Here is a 22,048-nt window from a genome sequence, read left to right as displayed (position 1 = left end):
TCCGCACCCTGGCGAACAAGGAGTCGATGACGATGGACACGGTCGATCAGGTGGTGGCGGACTGGGCGCGGCAACGCCCGGACCTGGACGCCTCGCCGATCGCGATCTTCGGCCGGGTCCGGCGGATCGCCGACCTGGCCGCCGGAAGCCTCCGCGGATACCTGGCCTCGTACGGCCTGACCCCCGGTTCGTTCGACATCCTGTGCAACCTGCGCCGAGGCGGCCGCCCGTACCGGAAGACACCGTCCGAACTGGCGGCCTCCGCGCTGGTCACCTCTGGTGCCCTGACCGGCCGCCTGGACGCACTCGAACGCGACGGCCTGATCCGCCGCCGCGACCACCCGGCCGACCGCAGAGTCAGCTACGCCGAACTGACCGCCGCTGGCCGCAGGCTCATCGACCGCGTCCTGGAAGGACACCTGGACCGGGAGGAAGCGCTCCTCGCCGGTCTGAGCGAAGCCGACCGCAAGGACGTCGAACGCGCACTCGCACTGCTGGAAGACACGGTCCGGGAAGCTTCTCCCGCGCAGTAGCCCACCGGTGGTCATTCGGGCAGACAACGAACCCGCCGAAGCCAAGCGAACTCCGGGCCTCGGCGGGCGTAGCTAGCGTGATCATCATGAGAGCCGGGAAGCCGACGACGTTCGTCCTGGTACACGGAGCCTGGCACGGCCCGTGGTGCTGGGAGCGGGTGAGCGGGCACCTCGCCGCGCGCGGTCACGAGGTGCTCTGCCCGTCGCTGCCGTGCGACAACGCCGAGGCAGGCCAGGACGAGTACCTGGCGGTTCTCGAAGACGCGCTCCGCGGCCGGTCCGGCGTCGTCCTGGTCGCGCACTCGATGAGCGGCATGGTGGCGCCGCTGGCGACCGGCAACCCGGCGGTCAGCTCCCTGATCCTGCTGGCCGCCCTGCTGCGCGAACCCGGCGCCACCCTGGCGGACGACGGGGCAGCACCGCTCGCCGAGCCGTTGCGCAAAGCTCTCGCCAGGGCCGCCTTGGACGAGTCCGGCTGCTTGGTGCTGGACCCGGCCGACGCCTCCGACGTGCTCTACCACGACTGCACCCCGTCGGACACCGCCGACGCGGTCAGGCAGTTGCGCCCCAGCGCGAATACCCTCGGCGGGCAAATCTGTCCGGCGTTGCCGGAACGCCGCGTGCCGACCACGTACGTGTCCTGTCGCGACGATCGCGCGGCGAACTGCGACTGGAACGCCGCCCGCGCCCAGGAACTGCTCGGCGCCGAAGTCCGCGAGATCGACGGCGGACACTCGCCGTTCTGGGCGGCGCCGGAACAAATCGCCGCGCTGCTGGTCGAATCGGCCTGACGGAACGTCTCGCCCGCCGCACCAAGAGCTCGACTGCGGGCGAAGCGAGCCCTCCGCCGCGAGTCTGGACCGAAAGCGACCTGTCGGGGGTACGAAATTGTCGTGCCCCTGTGTGATCGTAGGGCAGCCCGTTGTTCCTCGGGGGAGGAGAACCGACGATGCCCGCAGCTCGGCCGACACCGGAGCAGGAGGCCGCGGCGGACGTGTTCCGTCGTGGCGGTCATCTGGTCTTGCAGGCCGGAGCCGGCACCGGCAAGACCACCACGCTGACGATGCTCGGGGCCGCGACGCGCCGGCGAGGCCGGTATCTGGCGTTCAACAAGGCGATCGCGGCCGAGGCGCGGCGGAAGTTCGGGCCGAACGTGCGGTGCTCGACCGCGCATTCGCTCGCCTTCCGCGCCGGCGGGCACGTCTACGCCGACCGGCTGGACCGGCCGCGGATGGCCACCGCGAAACTCGCGCGGCTGCTGGGGATCACGATGACCGTGACGATCGGGGCCCGGACGCTGCACGCTTCCACGTTGTGCTCGATCGCGAAGGCGACGGTGCTGCGGTACTGCTACTCCGCCGACGACGTCCTCGGCCGCGAGCACGTGCCCTGGCCCAAGGGGATCGCCGACGAGCAGCAGCACGACCAGCTCGCCGAGCTGGCGCTGCCGCTGGCCGAACGGATGTGGGCCGACCTGCAGGACCCGCACCGGGGCAAGGTGCCGTTCAAACCGGACCACTACCTGAAGATGTGGGCGCTGAAACGGCCCCGGTTCCGGGGAGATTTCCTGCTGCTGGACGAGGCCCAGGACACCAACCCCTGCGTCGAGCAGGTGTTCCTCGCCCAGGGCGAGCACGCGCAGCTGGTGATGGTCGGCGATTCCGCGCAGGCGATCTACGGCTGGCGCGGCGCACGGGACGTGATGACCGGCTTCCGCGGCCGCCAGCTCGCGCTGTCGCATTCGTTCCGGTTCGGCGGCGCCGTCGCGGCCGAGGCCAACCGGTGGCTCGCGCTCGCCGACGCCCCGATCCGCCTCACCGGTTCCCCCGCGGTCTCCAGCCGCCTCGAGACGGTCCGCGCGCCGGACGCGATCCTGTGCCGCACCAACGGCGGTGCGATGGCCGAGGTCCTCGCCCTGCTGTCGGAGGGAAGGCGGGTCGCGCTGGCCGGGCGTTCCGAGGAGTTGCGGAGGCTCGCCGAAGCCGCCCGGGATCTCCAGGAAGGCCGCCGCACCGTCCATCGCGAGCTGCTGCTGTTCTCCACCTGGGGCGAGGTGCAGGACTACGCCGAATGGGATCCGGACGGACGCGACCTGCTGCCTTTCGTCGAGGTGATCGACGAGCACGGCGTCGACGTCGTACTGGCGACCCTGGACCGGCTCACCGCCGAAGCCGACGCCGAGATCACGGTGTCCACCGCGCACGCCGCCAAGGGCCGCGAGTGGTCCGCGGTCCGGATCGCCGACGACTTCACCGAGCCCGTCGACCCCGACAGCACCGGTCCCGCGGGCGAGCCGCTGCCCGCCGAGATCGAACCCGCCGAAGCCCGCTTGGCCTACGTCGCGGTCACCCGCGCCCGGCATCGGCTCGACCTCGGCGGACTGTCCTGGATCAACCAGCGTCCGGACAGCGTCGCGGCCGGAGCGGTCCGGTGAGCGGCGTGTTCGGCGTCCTCAACGAGCAGGTCGCTCCGCCCGGGCTCGGGCTGGTGCTGGCGCTGGGGGTGTTCGCGGTCGCGGTGTCGGCGGCGACCTTCGTGCTGATGCTGGCCGGTCCCGCGCGGTGGCGGCCGCTGACCCGGGCCAACGTTCTGAGCACCGTCGTGCACGAGGGCGGGCACGCGCTGCTGAGCATCGTGACCGGCGGCGGCGTGTTCCAGATCGCGGTCACCAGCGCCGAAACCGGGCTCACCCGCACTTGGAGCACGTCGCGCTGGTCGCGGGTGCTGACGCTGGTCGCCGGATACGCGACGCCGCCGCTGGCCGGTCTCGGCGCGGCCGCGCTGCTGCATCGAGGGCTCGCCCCGGCGGTGCTCGCGCTGACTGTGCTGGCCATGGTGCTGGTGCTGCTGGCGACCCGGGACGTGCTCACGCTCGGGATCGTGGTGGCGCTGGGCGCGGCCGCGTTCGCGACGCTGAAGTGGGGACCGGGCTGGCTGCGGAACACCGTCGCCTACCTGGAAGCGTGGCTGCTGCTGACGAGCGAACTCGGCGGCGTTGCGGCGCTCGTGGTCGGCCGGCTCCGGCACGGCTACTACGGCATGGAAGACGACGCCGCCGGGCTGGCCGAGGCGAGCGGGATTCCGGCGTTCGCGTGGATCGCGGGCTGGGCCGCGCTGATCCTTTGGACGGTCTGGACCGCGGTGCCGCTGCTCTGGCCGACCGCCTGAACATCCATATTGACGGAGCGTTCGAGACAGGACACCGAGGATCTGCGGAGTCAGGCGTCGCCCTTGATTTTCTTCATCGTCAGATGGGACGTGACCCGCAGGACGCCGGGCAGGCCCGAGAGTTTCCGGGTCTGGAACTCCTCGTAGGCGGCGTGGTCGGCGACCGCGACGCGGATGAAGTAGTCCGGGCGGCCGAAGAGCCGCCGGAACTCGATGACTTCCTCGTAGGAGGCGATCGTGTCCTCGAGCGCCTCGATGGTCGCCCGGTCGGTCGCGTAGACCTCGAGGTCGATCAGCGCCTCCAGCCCCCGGCCGACGGCTTCGGGATCGATCACCGCGCGGTAGCCGGCGATCACTCCGGCCTCTTCGAGGCGCTTGACCCGGCGCAGGCACGGGGGAGGGGTGAGCCCGACCCGTTTGGCGAGTTCGACGTTGGTCAGCCTGCCGTCCTGACGCAGGTGAAACAAAATATCCCGATCGAGCGCATCCAGCCGCACAACATTGCTCACTGACCCATGTTAACGCCATGATCGGACACCAAATTAGCCAGGAGCTGACGTAGTGTTCCAAGGGTGGAAACCGTCTCCGACCTGGCTGTTCGCGATCGCCCGCCCGCTCTGGCCGCGCTGAAGGACTGCGGGTCCGTCGGCATCGGCCTGGTCCCGCTCGGACTCGCCTTCGGCGCGTTCCTCACGCATTCGGGCCTCGCCTGGTGGTGGGCGACGGTGTTCACGACGTTCATCTACGCGGGCTCGTTCGAGTTCCTGCTCATCGGCCTGGCCGCCGCGGCCGCTCCGCTGGCGTCGATCGGGCTCTCGGCGTTCCTGGTCAACGTCCGCCACGTCTTCTACGCCCTTTCCTTTCCGCTGCACCGCGTGCGCGGCCGCCGGGCGCGCGCGTACAGCACCTTCGCCATGACCGACGAGGCGTACGCACTGTCCACAACGGACGCTGCCCGCGAGTGGAACGGCGCGCGAATCCTGTGGCTGCAACTGTTCCTGCACTTGTTCTGGGTCGGCGGAGCAACTGTGGGCGGCCTGCTCGGCTCGCTGATTCCCAGCAGCGTCGTCGGCCTGGACTTCGCCATGACGGCTCTGTTCGTCGTCCTCGCGCTCGACGCGGTCCGCGACCGAAAAGGCGACCTGCCGACCCCGATCCTGGCCGCGCTAAGTGCGGTGGTGGCCCGCGTGGTCTTCCCCGGCCAGATGCTTCTGGCGGCGTTCCTGCTGTTCGTCGGAGGACTCGTCGTCCGTTCCGTGGTGGCCGAACGGAGCTTGAGCAATGCCTGACCCCGTCTACCTGTTAGCCGCAGTCGCGGTGTCCGCCGCGGTCACGTGGGGATTGCGCGCGCTCCCGTTCGCGGTCCTGGCACCGTTGCGCGCCAGTCGGACCGTGCAATACCTGAGCACCCGCATGCCAGCGGGCGTGATGGTGATCCTCCTGGTCTACTGCCTGCGCGACGTGTCGTGGACGTCCTCGAGCGCCGTCGCCCCGACCGTCGCGCTGGCCGTGACGATCGGCCTGCATCTGTGGCGCCGCAACGCAGTCTTGAGCATCGTCGGCGGTACGACGGTGCATGTTCTGCTGGCGAGCCTGCTGTTTCCGGCGTGAGGTTGCCGAAGAATTCTGTTCGCGAGTTCGAACACGGGGGCACCGCCGGTACCTGTATCAAGCGGGCCTCCCGGCCGCCCGCAAGGAGACCTAATCTGGCTTTCACCGGCCCCGGCTGAACAACGGGCCAGATCCCTTTTTAGCTAAGGAGCACTCTTCAGTGCGGAAACGCGAACTCGGACAGCACCTCGAAGTTTCAGCCCTGGGACTCGGGTGCATGGGCATGAGCTTCTTCTACGGCTCGCCCCCGGACCCGGCCGAAATGACGAAGCTGCTGCGGGCCGCAGCGGACCGCGGCGTGACTTTTTTCGACACCGCCGAGGTTTATGGCCCTTTTACGAATGAAGAGCTGGTCGGCCAGGCGCTGGCGCCGGTCCGCGATCAGGTGGTGATCGCCACCAAGTTCGGTCTCAAGCACGGAGAACACGGCCCGACCCCGGCTTCCGGACTCGACAGCCGGCCCGAGCAGATCCGCCGGGTGACCGAGGCCTCGCTCCAGCGTCTGCGAACGGATCGCATCGACCTGCTTTACCAACACCGCGTCGATCCCGACGTGCCTATCGAAGAAGTCGCGGGCACGGTCAAGGAGCTGATCGCCGAAGGCAAGGTCAAGCACTTCGGTTTGTCGGAGGCCGGCGCGACGACGATCAGCCGCGCCCACGCCGTGCAGCCGGTGACGGCGCTGCAAAGCGAATACTCGCTCTGGACGCGAGAGCACGAAACCGAGATCATCCCGGCCTTGGAGAAACTGGGCATCGGCCTGGTGCCGTACAGCCCGCTGGGCAAGGGCTATCTGACCGGAACCATCGACTCCCGTACCTCGCTCGCCGACAACGACCTCCGCCGCATGCTGCCGCGCTTCACTCCCGAAGCGCGGCAGGCCAATCAAGCGCTGATCGACTTGCTCCAGGAGATCGCCGGAGACAAGGGAGCCACCCCGGCCCAGATCGCTCTCGCCTGGGTGCTGGCGCAAAAGCCGTGGTTCGTGCCGATTCCCGGAACCACCAAACTGCACCGCTTGGAAGAAAACCTGGGAGCACTCGACGTCGAATTGACGTCCGGCGACCTGCAGCGCATCGAGGCGGCGGCGAGCCATGTCCACGGTGAGCGAATTCCCGAAGCGGTGAAGTCTCAGTTCGGCCGCTGAGCCTCGGAACGTCGAATAGCGGAATTGCGCTCTTCAGCAGTACGGCTGTAAGCACGCTGTTTGCGAGACCAACTTTCCTGATCAAGTAGCGGACAGGGCACGGCTGCGCCGGAGCCGGATGCTTCTGGCGGAAAGGTACCGGCGGCGGTCGGTGACCAGAATCGAAACGAGGCCGCCGACCAGCAGCCACGCCGCGAGTTGGGCGACACCCGTGGCGAGCCCGGTTCCGTCGGTGGCGGCGGCGCGCAATGCGAGCACCGCGCCGTGGGTGGGCAGGTAGTCGGCGAGTGCGTACAGCGGTCCCGGAAGCGTCGAGACCACACCGGTCGCTCCGGCCAGGACCAGTACCGCCAGGGAGGCGATCCGGCCGGCGCGGCCGAAGATCGCCGTCGCTGCCTGGTTGAGGGCCACGAACGCCGACGCGGCCAGCAGTGCGATCAGCAAGAACCCTGCGGTGCCGCCGAGGCCGAGTTTGAGCACCGGGACCGCGATCGCGGTGATGGCGACAGCGGCGAGGGCGGCGGCGGTCGCGCCGGGGATGGCGGCGCGCAGGATGATCCGCCAGGTGGGTTCGCGGGCGGTGAGCACCGCGTCGGGAACGGCGCGGGTGATGAGGTAGGTGGCCAGTGCCAGCGCCCACAGGCCCAAAGCGGCGAACAGCGTCAGGGCCAAGGTTCCGGCCGGGGTTCCGTCGGCGGCCGAGGTGCTCGGGGCGGCGGCGACCGTCTTGAGGTGCGCGCGTTCGGCGTCGGTGTAGCTGGGCACTTGATCGCGGCCCTTGTCCAGTTGCGTGGCCAGTTCCTGCGCGCCGCGGTCGGCTTTCTTGGCGCCGTCGGTGAGTTGCCCGGTGCCGGTGGCGAGCTTGTGGGCACCGGAATTCGCTTGCCGGACACCGTTGTCGAGCTGGCGGGCGCCGTCCGCGGCGGACGCGATTCCGGCGGCAAGCTGGCCGGATTTGCCGGCCAGCTGGGCATTGCCGTCGGCGACCTTGCGGGCTCCGGCGGCCAGTGCCTGGATGGAGTCGCGAGCCTTGACGGCGTTGGCCCGGACTGCGGCTTTGGCGCCGTCGATCTTCTGCGCGTCGGCGGTGAACCGGTCCGCGGTCTGGCTCAGGTCGCTGCAGAAGGAGGTCGAACCGCCGTTGGCGGGGCACTGGTCGGCTAGGCGCCGGAACTGCTTCGCGGCGCTGTCGGCCGACGGGAGGGCGTCGATGGCGGCGATGATCCGGTTGGCCAGCGGCACGACGACGCTCGCGAGTTGTTCGTTGCCGTCGGCGACCTGGTCGGCCCCGTCGGCCAGTTGCCGGGTCAGCGCGGGCAGTTGCGCGGTGTCTCGTTCGGCTTGGGTGAGTCCGGTGGACAGTTTCCCGGATCCCGCGGCGAGCTGCTGGGTCCCGTTGGCGAGCTGGTTGGCGCCGTCGTTGAGCTGACCGGCGGCCTCGGCCAGCTGATGGTTCCCGTCGGCGAGTTGGGCCGCTCCGTCCGCGGCCTGTCCGACCTGCTTGTGCAGCGTCGTGAACCCGACATACACGTTGTCCAGATACGTTTCCACGACTTGCTGGTTGAGGGTGCGCTGCGTCGCCTGGGCGATGTGCGTCGCCAGGCTGGGATCGGTGACCCCGGCGGCGTCGGACGTCTGCACCTGCAGCCGCGCTTGCCGGGCGTCGAGCGGTTTGCCGGTGGCGCTGGAGGTGGCGCGGGCGGAGAAGTCCTTCGGGATCGTGACGGTGGCCGCGTAGCTGCCGTCGGCCAGGCCGGAGGCGGCGTCGTCGGCGTCGGTGAGCACCCAGGTGTACGAGGAATCCTCGCTGTGGGTCAGGTATCCGGCGAGCTGCCGGCCGAGCGGGATGGTCTGTCCGTTGACCTGCACCGGTTCGTCGTTGTTCACCACGGCTGCTTTCGCGGTGCCGTGATTGGCGTCCGGCGCCCAGAACGCCCAGGTGAGCAAGCCCATGACGATCAGCGGCACGGCGATCAGGCCGGCCCAGGTGCGCCAGGTCAGCGGCCCGCTGGCCAGTGCACGGGCGGAGTTGGCGAACGGCTTCAGCATCAGCGGACCTCGGCGGGCTGGGCGGCGGTGAGACCGTGCAGGCGAGTGACTCCGGCGGGCAGCAGATCCCGGATGCGGTCGGGATCCTGGCAGGTGAGCACGAAGGTGGCGGTTTCGCCGGAGCGGGTGCGGCGATCGTTGAGCAGGGCACGCACCCGGTCGCGGACATCGGTGCGGAGCACGAGATCGACGTCGTCGACGACGACGAGCCCGGCATCGCTCTCCAGCGCTTCGGCGATCTGGCGCGCCGGGTTTTCCCCGTCGCGGCAGGGAACGACGGCGACGTCCCGGCGAAGAGCGTGTGCGTGCTGCGGAAGTACGCGACCGAGCACCTTCAGGTCGCCGGTGAACTTCGTGACCCGCCCGGCGAGCGTGTACAGCAAAGCTGTTTTGCCGCAAGCGCCCGTGCCGTGCAGCACAAGGACTTCTCCGCCTTGGACGTGCAGCTCGATTCCGGAGTAGACCGGAGCGCCCCGGTCGTCTTCGAGCCGGAGGTCCCGGGCGCTGATCGCTTCAGTGCTGCCTGGCGCGGGCCAGTCGGCCAGGCGCAGTTCGTGGACGAGCGCGTCGCCCTCCGCGTCGAACACCGGCAGGGCGCGGTCGAGCTTCGGCGGCAACCCCCAGGCGCGGCGGCCCAGCAGTGCCAGGACAGCGGGCACCAGGGTCATGCGCACGATGAAGGCGTCGATGAATACGCCGACCGCGAGGCTGAACGCGATCGGCTTGATCGTGGCGCTGCCGTCGGGCACGAACGCGGCGAAGACGGCGAGCATGATCACTGCGGCCGCGACGACCACGCGCGACGCTGAAATGAACCCGGACTCGATGGCGTGGTGCGGATCGCCCTCGTGGACGTAGTCCTCGCGGATCCGCGAGACGAGGAAGACCTCGTAGTCCATGGCAAGTCCGAAAAGGACACCCATGAGGATGATCGGCAGGAAGCTGATCACGCTGCCGACGTGAGTCACGTTGAGGACGTCCGCGAGGTGTCCCTGCACGAACACGAACGACGTCGCGCCGAACGCGGCGGCGACCGAGAGCAGGTAGCCCGCGGTCGCTTTGATCGGCACCCAGATCGACCGGAACACCATGGCCAGCAGGATCAGCGAGAGACCGACCACCAGGATGCCGAACGGCACCAGGGCGTCGCCGAGTTGCACGGACACGTCGATCCCGACCGCGGTGATCCCGGTGACCGCGGTCTGCGCGCCGTAGGCATCCCGGAAATGCGGCTCCATCCCCCGCAATCGGGCGACGAGGTCGTCGGTCTGCACGGAGTCCGGTGCGGTCGCGGGAATGACCTGCACGATGCCGGTGTCGCCCTTGGGATTCGGCGTGGCCAGCGGCACCGAGGCGACGCCGGGCACGTGCCGGATCTCCTCGGCGAGCTTGTTCATCAGCCCGATCGGATCGGTGCTGGTGATGATGTCCGCCGTGACGATGAGGGGACCGTTGTAACCGGGTCCGAAATGTTCGCTGACGACGTCGTAGGTGTCGCGCGCGGGGCTGCCGTGCTCCTCGGTTCCGCTGTCCGGCAACGCCAGGCGCAAGGACAGCGCCGGGATCGCGCAGACCGCCAGACCGGCCACTACGACCAGCACGGTGACCAGCGGCGCCTTGGTCGCGAGCCGGACCCACCCGCGCGCGATCTGCGGCTTCTGGCGGCGCCGGGTCCGCCGGCGCGGTTTCCGGACCCGCGGCCGCAACCGCCTGCCGGCAAAGGACATCAGCGCGGGCACCAGCGTGACGGCGATCGCGACGGCCAGCGCGACCGCGACGGCGGCGGCAACGCCCATGGTGGTCAGGAACGGGATTCCCGCGACCGCCAGCCCGAGCAGGGCGATGACCACGGTCAGCCCGGCGAAGATCACGGCCGACCCGGCGGTGGCCGTGGCCCGGGCGATCGACTCCTCGACGGCGAGGCCTTCCGCCAGCTGGTCGCGATGCCGGGAGAGCAGGAACAGGGCGTAGTCGATCCCGACGGCGAGCCCGATCATCACCGCCAGCATCGGCGCGGTCGAGGAGATCGGGGTGACCAGCGTCGCCAGGAAGATCAAGCCGCCCGCGACGCCGACCCCGAGGACCGCGGTGGCCAGCGGCATCGCCGCGGCGATCAGCGACCGGAACATCAGCACCAGCACCAGCAGGGCGATGACCAGGCCGACGCCTTCGGTCGGGCTGAGCTTCGGGACCCGGTCGGAAAACGCGTCGCCGCCGGTGCGGACCTCCGTGCCGGTCGCCTTCGCGAGGTCGGCGGCGATGCCGGCGATCTGCGTCTTGGCGGCCGGATCGACCTGGGAGAGCTGCACTTTCAACGGAACGGCGAGGAGCGCGGCCCGGCCGTCCTTCGACACCGCGCCGTTGACGCCCTTGTCGAACGGGTTCACGACCGTCGCGACTTGATCCAGCTTCCCGATCCGGCTCACCGCTTGGCCGACCGCGGCCCGGATCTGCGGGGTATCGGCCTTAGCGCCCGCCGGCGCCACGAGCACCAGTTGCGCGGACGTGCCGCTGACCTCCGGAAAGACGCGGCCGAGATGGTCCAGGGCGTCTTGGGACTCCGAGCCCGGAATGGCGAACGCGTCGTCGGTGCCTTGATTGGCCACCAGCGCCGCCCCGCCGGCCGCGGCCAGGATCACGACCCACAGCGCCACTACGAGCACACGCGCCCGGGCGGCGGCGCGGCCCAGCCGGTAGAGGAATGACGACACGGGTGCTCCCAACACGTCGGATACAAGGTGTATCGTAATACAGTGTGCATCCGATGCAACGTGTATCCGATCACCTGGTCGGGGGAGACAGCGTGAACGACATGGCGACGACCGGCGCGAGCCTTGAAACCCCGAAGCGCATGACGCGCCGCCGTGCGGAAACGAGGCGGCGAGTCATGGCCGCTGCTTACGAAGTGTTCGCCGAGACGGGCATCCGGGACGCTCCCGTCGAGCTGATCTGCGAACGCGCCGGCTTCACCCGCGGCGCCTTCTACTCGAACTTCGCCAGCAAGGAAGAACTGTTCCTGGCGATCTACGAGGTGGAGATGCGGGAGCGTGCCGAGCGGCTGCGCGGCGCCGTAGAAGAGGCGGTCGAGCAGGCCGCGCCCGGTTCCGTCGACGAGGTGCTGCCGAAAGCCGGTCTGCTGTTCATGGAATCCCTCGCGGCGGACGAGACGTGGTACCTGCTCAACGCCGAGTTCCGGGCCCAGGCGCTCCGCCAGCCGGACCTGCGCGCGCCGGCCGCGGCCGCGGAACGCCGCTTCCACGACGCCCTCGCCGACATTCTTCAGAACCTGCTCGACCGGCTGGACATGCGGCTGACCGTCGACCCGCGCAGTGCCGTCGTCGCGATCGTGGCGCTCTACGAGACCATGCTCGAACGCGCGATCCTCGACGAACTCCCCGACAAGGCCGACAGCCGCTATCTGACCGACGTGCTCCCTCGGCTGTTCACGGCGCTGACGACCGCGGGCCGGTGATTCAGGACCCGACGGCCCGCGCCAGCCGGGGGAGTTCGCGCAAGCTGTTGGCTCGTTCGATCTGAAGCCGGTCGCCGGCGGTGAAGGTCTGGTCGAGTTCGGGCTGCGGATCTCCGGAACCGGTGAGGGTCAACTGGGAGAACGGCCAGTCGCTGCCGAAAACGACGCGGGATTGCTGCCCGGCCGCGAGAACGCTGCGCATGTCCGTCGCGGCCGGGCTCAATGCGGTGTCGTAGAAGAAGGTCTTGACCAGTGCGGCGACGTCGAACGCCGACGGCCGCGGCACGCCGGGCGGGAACAGATCGGCGGCTCCGGTTTTCGAGAGCACGCCCAAGCGGTAGGTCAGGAACGGAATGGCGCCGCCCGCGTGCGCGAGTTGGAACCTGATGCGGGGATACCGGCGCATCGTTCCGGTGTACATCAGCATCGTCGCGGCGCGGGTGGTGTCGAAGGTGAACTCGTAGAGGAAGTCCGGGAGGGGGAGTTCCGGTTTCGAGTCCCGGGACACGGCCGCGGGGTGGACGAAAACGTACGCGTTGTGCCGGTCGAGAGCGGCCATCAGCGGTTCGAAGCGCGGGTCGCCGAGATACACGCCGTCGTAGGAGGACAGCAGCACGACGCCGTCCAGCTGCAACACGGTCAGCGCGTATTCGAGTTCGGCGATCGACGCTGCCACGTCGGGCATGGGCAGCACCGCGAAGCCGCCGAAGCGAGTCGGATGGGACTTGAACAAGCCCGCGGCGTAGGTGTTGCAGTACCGGGCCATGTCGCGTGCCTCCGCACCCCGGAGGAAGGACACGCCAGGGTCCGAAATGGACAGTGCTTGGGCGGCGATCCCGTAGCGGTCCATGAAATCCAGCGCCGCCTCCGGCGACCAGTCGGGCGTGGGGTAGCCGCCGATCGTGAAATAGCCGTGGCTCAGCAAGGAAGCCCGGTACTCGGGCGGCAGGAAGTGCGCGTGCACGTCGATCCGATAGGCGCCGGAAGGCATCGCGGCCGCTGTGCCGAACAAACCGGCACCGGCTAGGGCCGCGGCAGTGCCGACAGCGCGGCGACGGGTGAACTTTCGGTTCATGGCGGTGGTCCTTCCGAGTCAGGACAGCAGGCGATCAGCGTCGAGCGGCCGGAATCCGGCGGGCGGCGGGGAGAGTGCGGCAGCGGCGTCCGCGGCGGCGTAGACGAAGCCGTCCGGCCGCAGGGCCAACATGTGCGCCTGATGCGCCCGCATCCAGTCGAGGAGGGTGCCGTCGATGTCGACCACGCTCCCGTTTTCCGGCTGTGCTCCGGGAGGCAGGACCGTCAGCCGAACAGCGGCGGTCCACGCCGGGTCCGGAAGGGCGGCGCGGGTGCTCAGCACGGTCCACTTGCCGGCGAGGACGTCGTCGAGCCTGTTTCGGGCGCCGTCGCTGTCGAGGACCCATGGCTGGGGCACTTTGCGGCCCACCGCGGGGGAGCCGCTGCCGAGGAATCCTCGTGGGTAGCGCGCCGCGGGCACCCAGGACAGCTTGACGAGGAGCCGCCGGACCGGCGACAGCCGCGCCAGCGGACGCACCAGCGTGTCGCGGATCCGGCAGAGCGCGCGCCGGCGTTCGGTGATCATCCGGCCCACCAGCACCGCGCGGCGCGTCACCTCGCGCACGTGCGGTTTGCGCTCGGTCTCGTAGGAATCCAGCACGGTCTCGGGAAGTTCGCCGCGGATGACGGCGGCGATTTTCCAGCACAGATTGGCCGCGTCGCGCACTCCGGCGGCCATGCCCTGGCCGATCCACGGCGGCATGGCGTGGGCCGCGTCGCCGGCGAGGAAGACGCAGCCGACGCGCCAGCGGACGGCGGCGCGGACATGGTGGCTGTAGACCACGGCCCGCAGCACGGTCACCTCGTCACGAGTGATTCCTTGGCGGCCGAGCAGACGCCACACGGCCGCGTCGGCGACGAGTTCGCTTTCGTCGTCGCCGGGAAGGACGGGGAACTCCCAGCGGTGGTGCCCCAGCGGGGTCGGGCAGTCCACGGCGGGCCGGAGCGGGTCGCAGTGGAAGCGCAGCCGGTCGTGACCGGGCCACTCGCGCTTGACCTCGGTGTCGACGACCACCCAGCGGGTTTCGTAGGTGCGGCCGTCGAAACCGACGCCGAGCTGGCCGCGGGTGGGGCTGGAACCGCCGTCCGCGGCGATGACCCAGGAGGCGCGCACCCGTTTGAGCTGCTCGCCGCCGTCCTCGGCCAGCAGCAGTTCAGCGCCGCAGGCGTCCTGGCGCACGCGCAGGCATTCGTGGGCCAGCAGCAGGTCGACGTTCGGGAACCGGGCGACGCCCTTGCGCAGGGTGTCTTCCAGGACCGGCTGGTAGATGAACAGCTGAGGCGGATAGCCATGGCCCGCCGAGTCGAAGGAAGCGGACAGGAACGGCTTTCCCTGATGATCGACGAATTCGATCGGCAGCCCGGCCAGCATGTCGCGCCGCAGTTCTTGAGCGAGGCCGACCTGTTGCCAGATGCGCAAGACCTCCTCGTCGGTGGAGATGGCGCGGGCGCGGGTGTAGACCTCGGCGTCGCGTTCGACGACGACCACCTTCAAGCCTTGCGCGCCAAGCAGATTGGCGGCAGTGACCCCGGTGGGCCCGTACCCGATGACGGCCACGTCGTAGCGGGGGATTTCGGACACTTCCCTGTGCCTCCTTGGCTGGGACGGATGTCAGCGGCGGGAACCCAACGCGGTGGCGGACAGGGCCGGGACGGTGTCCTCCCGCTCGCGCAGCGATCGGACCGCGGCTTGGAAACGCGACATGAGCGCGGCGACGCCTGCGCCTGCCGTGGTGTGTCCCCAGATCGAAATGCCTTGGTACGTAGTGGGTTCCCAGGTCTGCTCCCGTTCGGGGGTGACGACGACCGGGTTCCAGCCGACCTCGAGTTCGAATCCGGACGGGGTGACGCAGTAGTAGGACAGTTCGCGGTCGTTGGTGTGCTGGCCGATCGACCAGGCCATGGCGAAGCCGAGTTCGGTGACCCGGTGAAAGCTGTCCAGGAGGTCTTCCAGGGTGGCGATCTCGATGTTGACGTGCTGCACGGAAGTGCGGACCGGGTCGAGCGCCAGCCCGGCGACGTTGGCGAGCGCGATGGAGTGGTGGCGCTGCCCGCTGCGCAGGAACCGGATGTTCAGCTTCGCCGGGCCGACGCGTTCGACGATCCGGTCCGACAGGCGCAGGTCCAGCAGGTTGTTCCAGTAGGTGTGCAGCTGCTCGGGCCGGGTGGTGGTGATCGCCAGATGCCCCATGCCGGAACGGCCGGTGACGAACGCGGTGTTGCGCATCCGCAACGGCGCGGCGGTGGTGCGGGCGCGGGTGAAGGCCTCGGTGGCGATGCCTTTCGGGCCCGGGAATCGCCACAGCCGTTCGACCCCGCGCAGCGCGGCCTCTTCCGAGGAGCCTTCGGTGACGGGAAGCCCTGCGGCGGCGACCCGTCCCAGCACGATCTCGAAGGTTTCGTGGTCGTCGATTTCCCAGCCCGCGGCGATGACGTCCTCGGCGGGGCCGCGCTGGACGAGGAACCGGCATTCGCGGTCGTCGAGGCGGAAACGCAGGGTGTCGCGGGTGAGTTCGTCGACGTGCAAGCCGATCGCGTCGGCCCCGAAACGGTTCCAGTCGGTCAGCCGCCGGGACTCGACGACGAGGTAGCCCAGCCGCGCGGCGCCGAAGACGTCCGGGCGGCTTTTAGTGTCCGCAGCGGTCACTTCGCGGCTCCGAGCCAGTCGAGCAGCAATCGGTTGAACCGTTGCGCCTGCTCGTATTGCGCCCAATGGCCGGTGCGGGCGAACAGGTGCAGATCGCAGTGCGGCATCGTGCGCGCCAGCCACGGTCCGCCGGACGGCCGGTTGACCTTGTCGTGGGTGCCCCACACGACCAGCGTGGGCGCCTGGCAGCGCGCGAGCCGGTCGCGGTCGCGGGTGAAGTCCATGCGCCACAACGTGCGCAGCGCTCCTCGCCCGGACGGGCGGCGCAGGGGAGGGTTCGCCACCACCTCCGGGTCGATGCTGGCTTGATAGCGGAGTTCGATCAGTTCTTCCGGTACTTCGGACGCGTCGAAGACCAGGTGGTCGCGGATGAACGAGGCGATCTTCGCCCGGGACGGTCCCTCGCCGCCGTAGTAGCCCAGCAGCGCGTTCAGCCCCTTGGTCGGCGGCCGACGGGTCGTGCCGATGCCGCCGGGGCCCATGAGCACGAGCGTCTCCACACGGTCCGGCCGATCGAGCGCCAGCCGCAATGCCGCCGCTCCGCCGTAGGAGTTGCCCACGACGTGCGCCTTCTCCACGTCCAGCGCATCGAGCAGGCCGCGCACGAAGATCGCGAGGTCGCCGAAGGGGTCGGCATGGTCCAGTTCCTTCGACGACCGGCCGTACCCGGGCATGTCCGGAACCAGCACCCGGTGACCGGCCGCCGCGAGCGCGTCGACATTGCGCGCGTAATTGGACGCGCCAGTCGCGCCCGGACCGCCGCCGTGCAGCAGGACCACCGGTGTCGCATCCGCCGGGTTCGCCGCGCCGGTGATCTCGGTGAGGAAGATGTCGCGGGCGCCGACCCGGACGGTGCTCTGCACCGAAGCGGACGTTGGTGAGCCAGTCGACGGCACGAGGCCTCCACGTCGAGTCGGGAACAGTGTTCCTGTAGTCATCACTACAATTGGATCGATCGCTACGGTAAGCTGAGCGGGCAGCGTCGGTCAACCCCTTCCTGTAGTGACCGATACGGTAAGGTGCGAGAGTGAACGTGAACGAACGAGGTACGCGACGCCGTCGAGCAAACGGCGAGGAGTCGCGCCGGAAGATTCTCGACGCGACCGTCGAGGTCGCCGGGGAGCGCGGCTACGAGGGCACCAGCATCGCCTTGGTGAGCAAGAAATGCGGGCTCCCGGCGAGTTCGATTTACTGGCATTTCAAGGACAAAGACGACCTGATCGCCGCGGTCATCGAGCGCAGTTTCGACAGCTGGCTCGCCGCGTTGTCCTTGCCGGAGGAAGACGGAACGCCGCTGGCGCGGGTGACCGGGCTGGCTCAGCAGGTCGCGAAGGCGCTGCTCGACGCCCCGGATTTCTTGCGCCTCGGCCTCATGCTGACCCTGGAACGCCGCCCCGAAGAGCCCAGCGCGCGGACGATGTTTCTGCAAGTGCGCGGCATCGCGCATGAACGCGTCGCGGGCATGATGGCCGAATTCATGCCGGAACTGGACCCCGCGTCCGTGGAACTGCTCACGACGTACGCCATGGCCGGCGCCGACGGACTGTTCGTCGCGAAGGAAATCGGCGGCGACAGCGTCGACCTGATGCGCCTGTTCGAACTGCATGCCCAGGCGGTGCTCGACCTCGCTGCCCGGCTTCGCTGACCCCGCCCGAGAAAGGACGCCTCCGATGAGCCGTGCCCAGCGCATCGACACCCACCAGCACCTCGTGCCGCCCCGCTACGCGAAATGGATGCAGGACAAAGGAATCCGCCCTGGCGGCATCGATCTGCCGTCCTGGTCGGCACCGTCCGCGCTGAAGTTCATGGACGGCCACGGAATCGCCACCGGAATTCTTTCCCTCTCCACGCCCGGGGTCTATTTCGGAGACATCCCGGAGGCCCGCCGCTGGGCGCGCGAGGTCAACGAATACGCCGCCGAAGTCGTCGCCGACCGGCCGGACCGGTTCGGATTCTTCGCCACCCTCACCCTGCCCGACGTCGAGGGTGCACTCGCCGAAGCCGAATACGCGCTCGACACGCTGCACGCCGACGGAATCGTCCTGCTGGCCAACAACGACGGCCGCTACCTCGGCGACCCCGGATTCGAGCCGCTGCTGCGATTCCTCCACGAGCGCCGCACCCCGGTCTTCGTCCACCCCGGCGAACTGCCCGGCCCGGAGGTGCCCGGAATCCCCACTTTCACCGCGGACTTCCTGCTCGACACCACGCGCACCGCGATCAGCCTGATCCTGTCGGGATCGATGGAAAAATACCCCGGGATCACATTCATCCTCGCCCACGCGGGCGGGTTCGTGCCCTACATTTCTTATCGCATCCTGCTCACGATGCTGAACACGAAGAACAAGGCACAGCAAGCGTGGGCGCTGCTCGACCAGAAGCACCAGGTGCCCAAGCAGCTCTCAGTGCTGCGCCAGTTCTACTACGACATCGCCCTTTCGGCGTCGCCGTCGGCCTTGCCGAGCCTTCTGGAGGTGGCGGCCCCAGACCACATCACGTACGGCAGCGACTTCCCGTTCGCCCCCGCGGTCGCCGTCGGTTTCATGAACAAAACCTTCGAACGCTATCCCTTGGCCGACGGCCTGCGGGCGGCGATCGACCGCGGAAACTCGGAGAAGCTGTTCCCTCGCCTCAAGGGCTGACTGCTTCGCGCTCGCGGATCGGGAGGAGCAGCAGGACACCCAGCAACGGGCCGATCGCCAACACGCCGAACGCCAGGAACAGCGAGCCGGTCGCGCTGAACACGGCGCCGACCGCGACCGGTGCGAACACGCCGCCCAGCTGCCAGGCCGTGTTGGCGAGACCGAAGGCCCCGCCGACGAACCGCGGGTCGGCGTACTGCGGGACGGTCGAGTTGGTCAGCACCGTGTAGCCGTACACGCCCAGACCGAGCAGCGGGGCGAGGATCAGCAGCACGGAGTAGTCGCGCACCAGGCCGAAGACGACCAGGATGACCGCGAAGTACCCGCTGAGGATCATCAGGTGCGCCTTGCGGGTGCCGCGCAGGCGGTCGGACAGGAAGCCGACCAAGGGTTTCACGCCGATCGCGGTAGTGCTGACGATGACCATGACCAGCGCGGCCTTCCCGGCCGAGAGCCCGAGCGATTTCACCATCAGCGAGTTGCCCCAGGCCAGGAACCCCAGGGTGGCCCACTGCATGCCGAGCCCGGCGGTCGCGAGCGACATCAGGTTGCGGTTCTTGAACATCGCCGCGAAGCCGAGCCGTCCGCCCGGTTCGGTCGTCTCGACGGAACCGGGCGGGTCGTTGCGCAGCAGGACCCAGCAGATCACGCCCACCACGACGGTGAGCACGCCGAACAGGTAGTAGACCCCGTTCCAATCGAGCCGCGCCATCAGCGCCGGGATGGAGGCGTTGGCGAGCACGCTGCCGAACGCGGTCGCGGTGATGTACAGCCCGAACGCGGTCCCGCGCTCGCGCGGCGGGAACCAGCGGCTGAGCAGCTTCGTGAAGGACGCGACGTCGGCGCCGCTGACCAGCCCGATGAGGACCTGGAGCGCGATCCCCACGCCGAGGTTGTGCACGGTGCCGAAGGCGAACGTCAGCATTCCCGCCAGGACAAGGGAAATCCCCACGGCGAGGCGGCCGCCGATCAGGTCCGCGACGATTCCGCCGGGAATGTTGGTGACCACGTAGCCGATGGACATCGCGGTCGCGAAGATTCCCAGCTGCGCCACCGACAGCCCGATGGAATGCGAAGCGTCGACCGCGACCACCGACCAGGCGGTGCGGTTGAGGTAGATGAGGGTGTAGGCCAGCCAGCACACGGCGAGGATCACCCACCGGTAGCGAGATGCTTTCGCGACCAGGGGCACCGCGGTGTCCGATGCGGACTTTGTCGCATCCATTGTGGACCTCCTTGTCCAGTAACGGGAAGCTCAGTGCAGCAGGCCCCACTCGCGGAGCTGGGCCGCGTTGTGGCGCAGGGTCGAGACGGGCGGGCGGTCCAGGCTCATGTCCTCGACCGAAACCCAGCCGGGGTAGCCGCGTTGGCCGATGAGGCCGAGCACCCGAGGGACGTCGACCTCGCCGTCCTCGAGCGGAGTCCACCCGGCTTGCCAGCCGCCGCCTGGCGAACGGAAGTGCGCGGCGTTCTTCAGGTGCACGTGCCCGAGATACTCGCCGAGCAGGTCGAGCGCGATCTCGTGCGCCTCATAGCCTTCGAAGACGAGATTGCCGAGGTCGTAGATGACCCCGACGTGCGCGGGGTCGAAGCGCGAGACGACCCGGTGCGCGAGCGAGGCGCTGGGGCAGATGGTGTTGTGGTGGATCTCCAGCAGCGCGCGGATTCCGGCCGCTCTCGCAGCGGTTTCGATTTCCCCGAAGAACGAGACGGTGTGCTCGAACAAGTCCGAATAGGACTTTCCCGTTCGGGAAATTCTCGGTGCCTGCAAACGAATTTGCGGAGCGTCAGCGGCCCGGGCCAGATCGCACGCGAGCTGGAGCATCTCGGTGTCGCCGACCTCGATGTAGGGGGCCAGGCCGATCACGTCGAGTCCCGCCGCGCGCGTGTCGCGGGCGACCGCCTCCGCCGTCGGCACGTCCAGCGGGAGGGTGGCGTGGTGGTCGACCAGGTAGGGGTGCGCGGGCCGCGGGTCGCGGATGCTGCCGGGACGCGGCTCGACCCGCCATTCGATCCCGCCGAACCCCGCGGCGCGCACCTGGGCGATGCACTCGGGAATGTCCACTGTGGGCAGACAGATCGTCGCGACGCCGAACTTCACGGCAGGGCCGGGTGCTCGACGGCGAGCGGGGTCTGGGGGAGCGGGGCGAGCTGCGCGCCGCCGCACACGTGCAGGACCTCTCCGGTGATGAACGACGCCGCGGGCGAGGCCAGGAAGGCGACGGCCTCGGCGACGTCACGGGGTTCCGCCATCCGCGGCATCGGCGTGATGGCCTGGTACTCGGCGATGAGCCGCCGCATCTGCCCTTCGTCGCGGTCGTAGGCGGTGAAGTCGGAGAGGATGAAGCTGGGCGCGACCGCGTTCGCCGTGACGTTGTACTTCGCGAGTTCGGTCGCGAAGGAGCGGGTCAACCCGACGAGTCCGGCTTTCATGGCGGTGTAGGCGACCGGCCCGCCGGAAACCCAGTTGCGCGAGGCGATGTTGACCACCGCGCCGCCGCGTTGCGCCTTGAAGAACTCCAGTGCCCGGCTGACGAGGAACGCCGGGCCGCGCAGGTTCACTTCGCTCATGAGGTCCCAGTCGTCCGGGGACAGCTCGGCGAGCGTGGAGCGGCGGTTCACGGCCGCGTTGTTGACGATGACGTCGATCCGGCCGAAGCGCTCGCCGACTTCCGCGATCAGGTCCTCGATCGACTGCACGGACCCGAGATCCGCGGCGATGCCGACTGCGGGCGGGGCGAACCTGGCGTCGAGGGCGGCGGCGGTCGCGTCCGCCGCGTCCGCCTTCACGTCGGCCACCACGACCGCGACGCCGTCTTCGAGCAGGCGTTCGGCGATGGCGGTGCCCAGCTTTCCCGCGGCTCCGGTGACAAGGGCGACACGGCGGGGTTCAGTCATGGTGTGCTTCCTTCTTTTCCGTCCAGGACAGGAATTCGGCGATCGCGGCCACCACGTCGCCGGGGTGCTGGTGGTGCGTCCAATGCCCGCCTGGCAGGACTGTGATCGTGGCGCCGGAGAGGAACTCGCGGGCCAGGTGGGCGCGTTCGCGGTTCCGGTAGATCGCGAGCAGCGGTACGGGAAACTCGGCGAAGAACTCTTCCGCCTGCGACTGGAAATGCAGCGCGTCCGTGCCGAAAGCGAACTCGATGAACAGGTCGCGGACGGCCGCCGGCGTGGCGGCGACCAGGTCGCCGGTGCCGGGGAGCACGGGGCAAGGCCCGTGGCTGGCGAAGTGTTCGCGGGCGACCGCGACGGGATCCTCGCACCGGAGCCGCTTGGCGATCGCCTCGATGCGGGCCCGGTCCTCGTCGGGAAGCCCGAACGCCGGGTCGATCGCGACCAGCCCGGCCACCGATTCCGGCTCCTGCCGGGCGAGGAACGCGGCCGCCTCGCTGCCCGCGGAGTGGGCGACCAGCACCACGCGGCCGAGACGGAGCCGGTCCGCCAGCGCGCGCACGTCCGCCGCCACGTGCGGCAGCCGCATGTCCGGCCCCGGCCCGGACTCGCCGTGCCCGCGCAGGTCTACGAGCACGACCGGAGCGATCCGTTGCAGGCCAGGCAGAACGGGATGCCAGTCCGAGCGCGAGCGCGCCCAGCCGTGGACGAGCACGAAGGTGAACGGAGCCTTCTCCGGTCCTGGCAGCCGCTCGAAAGCCAACTCGACGGTCATCGCGTCCTCTCCGCTCGTCTGCTCGCTGGGACGAT

General features: G+C 69.3%; 21 protein-coding genes. 10 read left to right on the top strand and 11 right to left on the bottom strand.

The window, feature by feature from the left end:
- Positions 1-26: 26 nt before the first annotated feature.
- The 4 genes from ACWDNU_RS05425 to ACWDNU_RS05410 all read left to right on the top strand — a co-directional run bounded on the left by ACWDNU_RS05425 (position 27) and on the right by ACWDNU_RS05410 (position 3,701).
- Positions 27-533, top strand: coding sequence for a MarR family winged helix-turn-helix transcriptional regulator (locus ACWDNU_RS05425; RefSeq protein ID WP_449667864.1), 507 nt, complete (start codon positions 27-29; stop codon positions 531-533).
- Positions 534-619: 86 nt separating this feature from the next.
- A complete protein-coding gene (locus ACWDNU_RS05420; protein WP_449667863.1) occupies positions 620-1,324 on the top strand; it encodes an alpha/beta fold hydrolase in 705 nt (234 codons plus the stop codon).
- Positions 1,325-1,482: 158 nt separating this feature from the next.
- Positions 1,483-2,967 carry a UvrD-helicase domain-containing protein gene (locus ACWDNU_RS05415; RefSeq protein WP_449667862.1) on the top strand — a complete coding sequence of 495 codons (1,485 nt, stop codon included), beginning with the start codon at positions 1,483-1,485 and terminating at the stop codon, positions 2,965-2,967.
- Entirely contained in the window at positions 2,964-3,701 is a 738-nt protein-coding gene (locus ACWDNU_RS05410; RefSeq protein ID WP_370936217.1) for a M50 family metallopeptidase, read from the top strand. Before ACWDNU_RS05415 ends, ACWDNU_RS05410 begins: the two co-directional genes overlap by 4 nt.
- Before the next feature lie 50 nt (positions 3,702-3,751).
- Here the strand turns inward: ACWDNU_RS05410 and ACWDNU_RS05405 are convergent, their stop codons facing one another.
- Positions 3,752-4,210 (bottom strand): Lrp/AsnC family transcriptional regulator, encoded by a 459-nt coding sequence (locus ACWDNU_RS05405; RefSeq protein WP_370936218.1) that lies wholly within the window; start codon positions 4,208-4,210, stop codon positions 3,752-3,754.
- Between the two features lie 63 nt (positions 4,211-4,273).
- On the opposite strand from ACWDNU_RS05405, the gene ACWDNU_RS05400 reads away from it, so the two are divergent.
- The 3 genes from ACWDNU_RS05400 (at position 4,274) to ACWDNU_RS05390 (ending at position 6,459) form a co-directional block, all read left to right on the top strand.
- Entirely contained in the window at positions 4,274-4,990 is a 717-nt protein-coding gene (locus ACWDNU_RS05400; protein WP_370936219.1) for an AzlC family ABC transporter permease, read from the top strand.
- On the top strand, positions 4,983-5,312 hold the full coding sequence (locus tag ACWDNU_RS05395) for a branched-chain amino acid transporter permease (RefSeq protein ID WP_370936220.1): 330 nt from the start codon (positions 4,983-4,985) through the stop codon (positions 5,310-5,312). The genes ACWDNU_RS05400 and ACWDNU_RS05395 overlap by 8 nt, the downstream gene beginning before the upstream one ends.
- 160 nt (positions 5,313-5,472) lie before the next feature.
- On the top strand, positions 5,473-6,459 hold the full coding sequence (locus tag ACWDNU_RS05390) for an aldo/keto reductase (protein ID WP_370936221.1): 987 nt from the start codon (positions 5,473-5,475) through the stop codon (positions 6,457-6,459).
- A gap of 81 nt (positions 6,460-6,540) precedes the next feature.
- Here ACWDNU_RS05390 and ACWDNU_RS05385 read toward each other — a convergent pair whose 3' ends face one another.
- Positions 6,541-8,508 (bottom strand): YhgE/Pip family protein, encoded by a 1,968-nt coding sequence (locus ACWDNU_RS05385; RefSeq protein WP_449667861.1) that lies wholly within the window; start codon positions 8,506-8,508, stop codon positions 6,541-6,543.
- The gene (locus ACWDNU_RS05380) at positions 8,508-11,219 is read right to left on the bottom strand and encodes an MMPL family transporter (protein ID WP_449667860.1); all 2,712 of its coding nucleotides are present in this window, start codon (positions 11,217-11,219) and stop codon (positions 8,508-8,510) included. The genes ACWDNU_RS05385 and ACWDNU_RS05380 overlap by 1 nt, the downstream gene beginning before the upstream one ends.
- Before the next feature lie 53 nt (positions 11,220-11,272).
- Between ACWDNU_RS05380 and ACWDNU_RS05375 the strand changes: the two genes are divergently transcribed.
- Entirely contained in the window at positions 11,273-11,980 is a 708-nt protein-coding gene (locus ACWDNU_RS05375; RefSeq protein WP_370936224.1) for a TetR/AcrR family transcriptional regulator, read from the top strand.
- A gap of 1 nt (position 11,981) precedes the next feature.
- Here ACWDNU_RS05375 and ACWDNU_RS05370 read toward each other — a convergent pair whose 3' ends face one another.
- From ACWDNU_RS05370 to ACWDNU_RS05355, 4 genes are read right to left on the bottom strand one after another with little or no spacing between them, the layout of a single operon-like run.
- Positions 11,982-13,055 (bottom strand): amidohydrolase family protein, encoded by a 1,074-nt coding sequence (locus ACWDNU_RS05370; RefSeq protein WP_370936225.1) that lies wholly within the window; start codon positions 13,053-13,055, stop codon positions 11,982-11,984.
- Between the two features lie 18 nt (positions 13,056-13,073).
- Positions 13,074-14,636: a bifunctional 3-(3-hydroxy-phenyl)propionate/3-hydroxycinnamic acid hydroxylase gene (locus ACWDNU_RS05365; RefSeq protein ID WP_449667859.1), complete on the bottom strand. Its 1,563-nt coding sequence runs from the start codon at positions 14,634-14,636 to the stop codon at positions 13,074-13,076.
- Between the two features lie 30 nt (positions 14,637-14,666).
- Complete coding sequence (locus tag ACWDNU_RS05360; RefSeq protein ID WP_449667858.1) at positions 14,667-15,701, bottom strand: VOC family protein; 1,035 nt, start codon at positions 15,699-15,701, stop codon at positions 14,667-14,669.
- The gene (locus tag ACWDNU_RS05355; RefSeq protein ID WP_370936228.1) at positions 15,698-16,564 is read right to left on the bottom strand and encodes an alpha/beta fold hydrolase; all 867 of its coding nucleotides are present in this window, start codon (positions 16,562-16,564) and stop codon (positions 15,698-15,700) included. Before ACWDNU_RS05355 ends, ACWDNU_RS05360 begins: the two co-directional genes overlap by 4 nt.
- A 164-nt stretch (positions 16,565-16,728) precedes the next feature.
- Between ACWDNU_RS05355 and ACWDNU_RS05350 the strand changes: the two genes are divergently transcribed.
- A complete protein-coding gene (locus ACWDNU_RS05350; RefSeq protein WP_449667857.1) occupies positions 16,729-17,346 on the top strand; it encodes a TetR/AcrR family transcriptional regulator in 618 nt (205 codons plus the stop codon).
- A 25-nt stretch (positions 17,347-17,371) separates the two neighbouring features.
- The gene (locus ACWDNU_RS05345; protein ID WP_449667856.1) at positions 17,372-18,343 is read left to right on the top strand and encodes an amidohydrolase family protein; all 972 of its coding nucleotides are present in this window, start codon (positions 17,372-17,374) and stop codon (positions 18,341-18,343) included.
- Here the strand turns inward: ACWDNU_RS05345 and ACWDNU_RS05340 are convergent.
- Genes ACWDNU_RS05340 through ACWDNU_RS05325 form a run of 4 tightly spaced genes read right to left on the bottom strand, consistent with a single transcriptional unit; the run spans position 18,333 to position 22,013 of the window.
- Positions 18,333-19,568, bottom strand: coding sequence for an MFS transporter (locus ACWDNU_RS05340; RefSeq protein WP_449667855.1), 1,236 nt, complete (start codon positions 19,566-19,568; stop codon positions 18,333-18,335). The two genes, ACWDNU_RS05345 and ACWDNU_RS05340, sit on opposite strands and share 11 nt — an antisense overlap.
- A gap of 30 nt (positions 19,569-19,598) precedes the next feature.
- On the bottom strand, positions 19,599-20,444 hold the full coding sequence (locus ACWDNU_RS05335) for a sugar phosphate isomerase/epimerase family protein (RefSeq protein WP_449667854.1): 846 nt from the start codon (positions 20,442-20,444) through the stop codon (positions 19,599-19,601).
- Positions 20,441-21,241, bottom strand: a complete 801-nt coding sequence (locus ACWDNU_RS05330; RefSeq protein WP_449667853.1) for an SDR family oxidoreductase — start codon at positions 21,239-21,241, stop codon at positions 20,441-20,443. Before ACWDNU_RS05330 ends, ACWDNU_RS05335 begins: the two co-directional genes overlap by 4 nt.
- Positions 21,234-22,013, bottom strand: a complete 780-nt coding sequence (locus tag ACWDNU_RS05325) for an alpha/beta fold hydrolase (RefSeq protein ID WP_449667852.1) — start codon at positions 22,011-22,013, stop codon at positions 21,234-21,236. The genes ACWDNU_RS05330 and ACWDNU_RS05325 overlap by 8 nt, the downstream gene beginning before the upstream one ends.
- Positions 22,014-22,048 lie beyond the last annotated feature (35 nt).

This window comes from Amycolatopsis sp. NPDC003676 (assembly GCF_053587275.1).
This window is presented reverse-complemented; position numbering and strand designations above follow the sequence as displayed.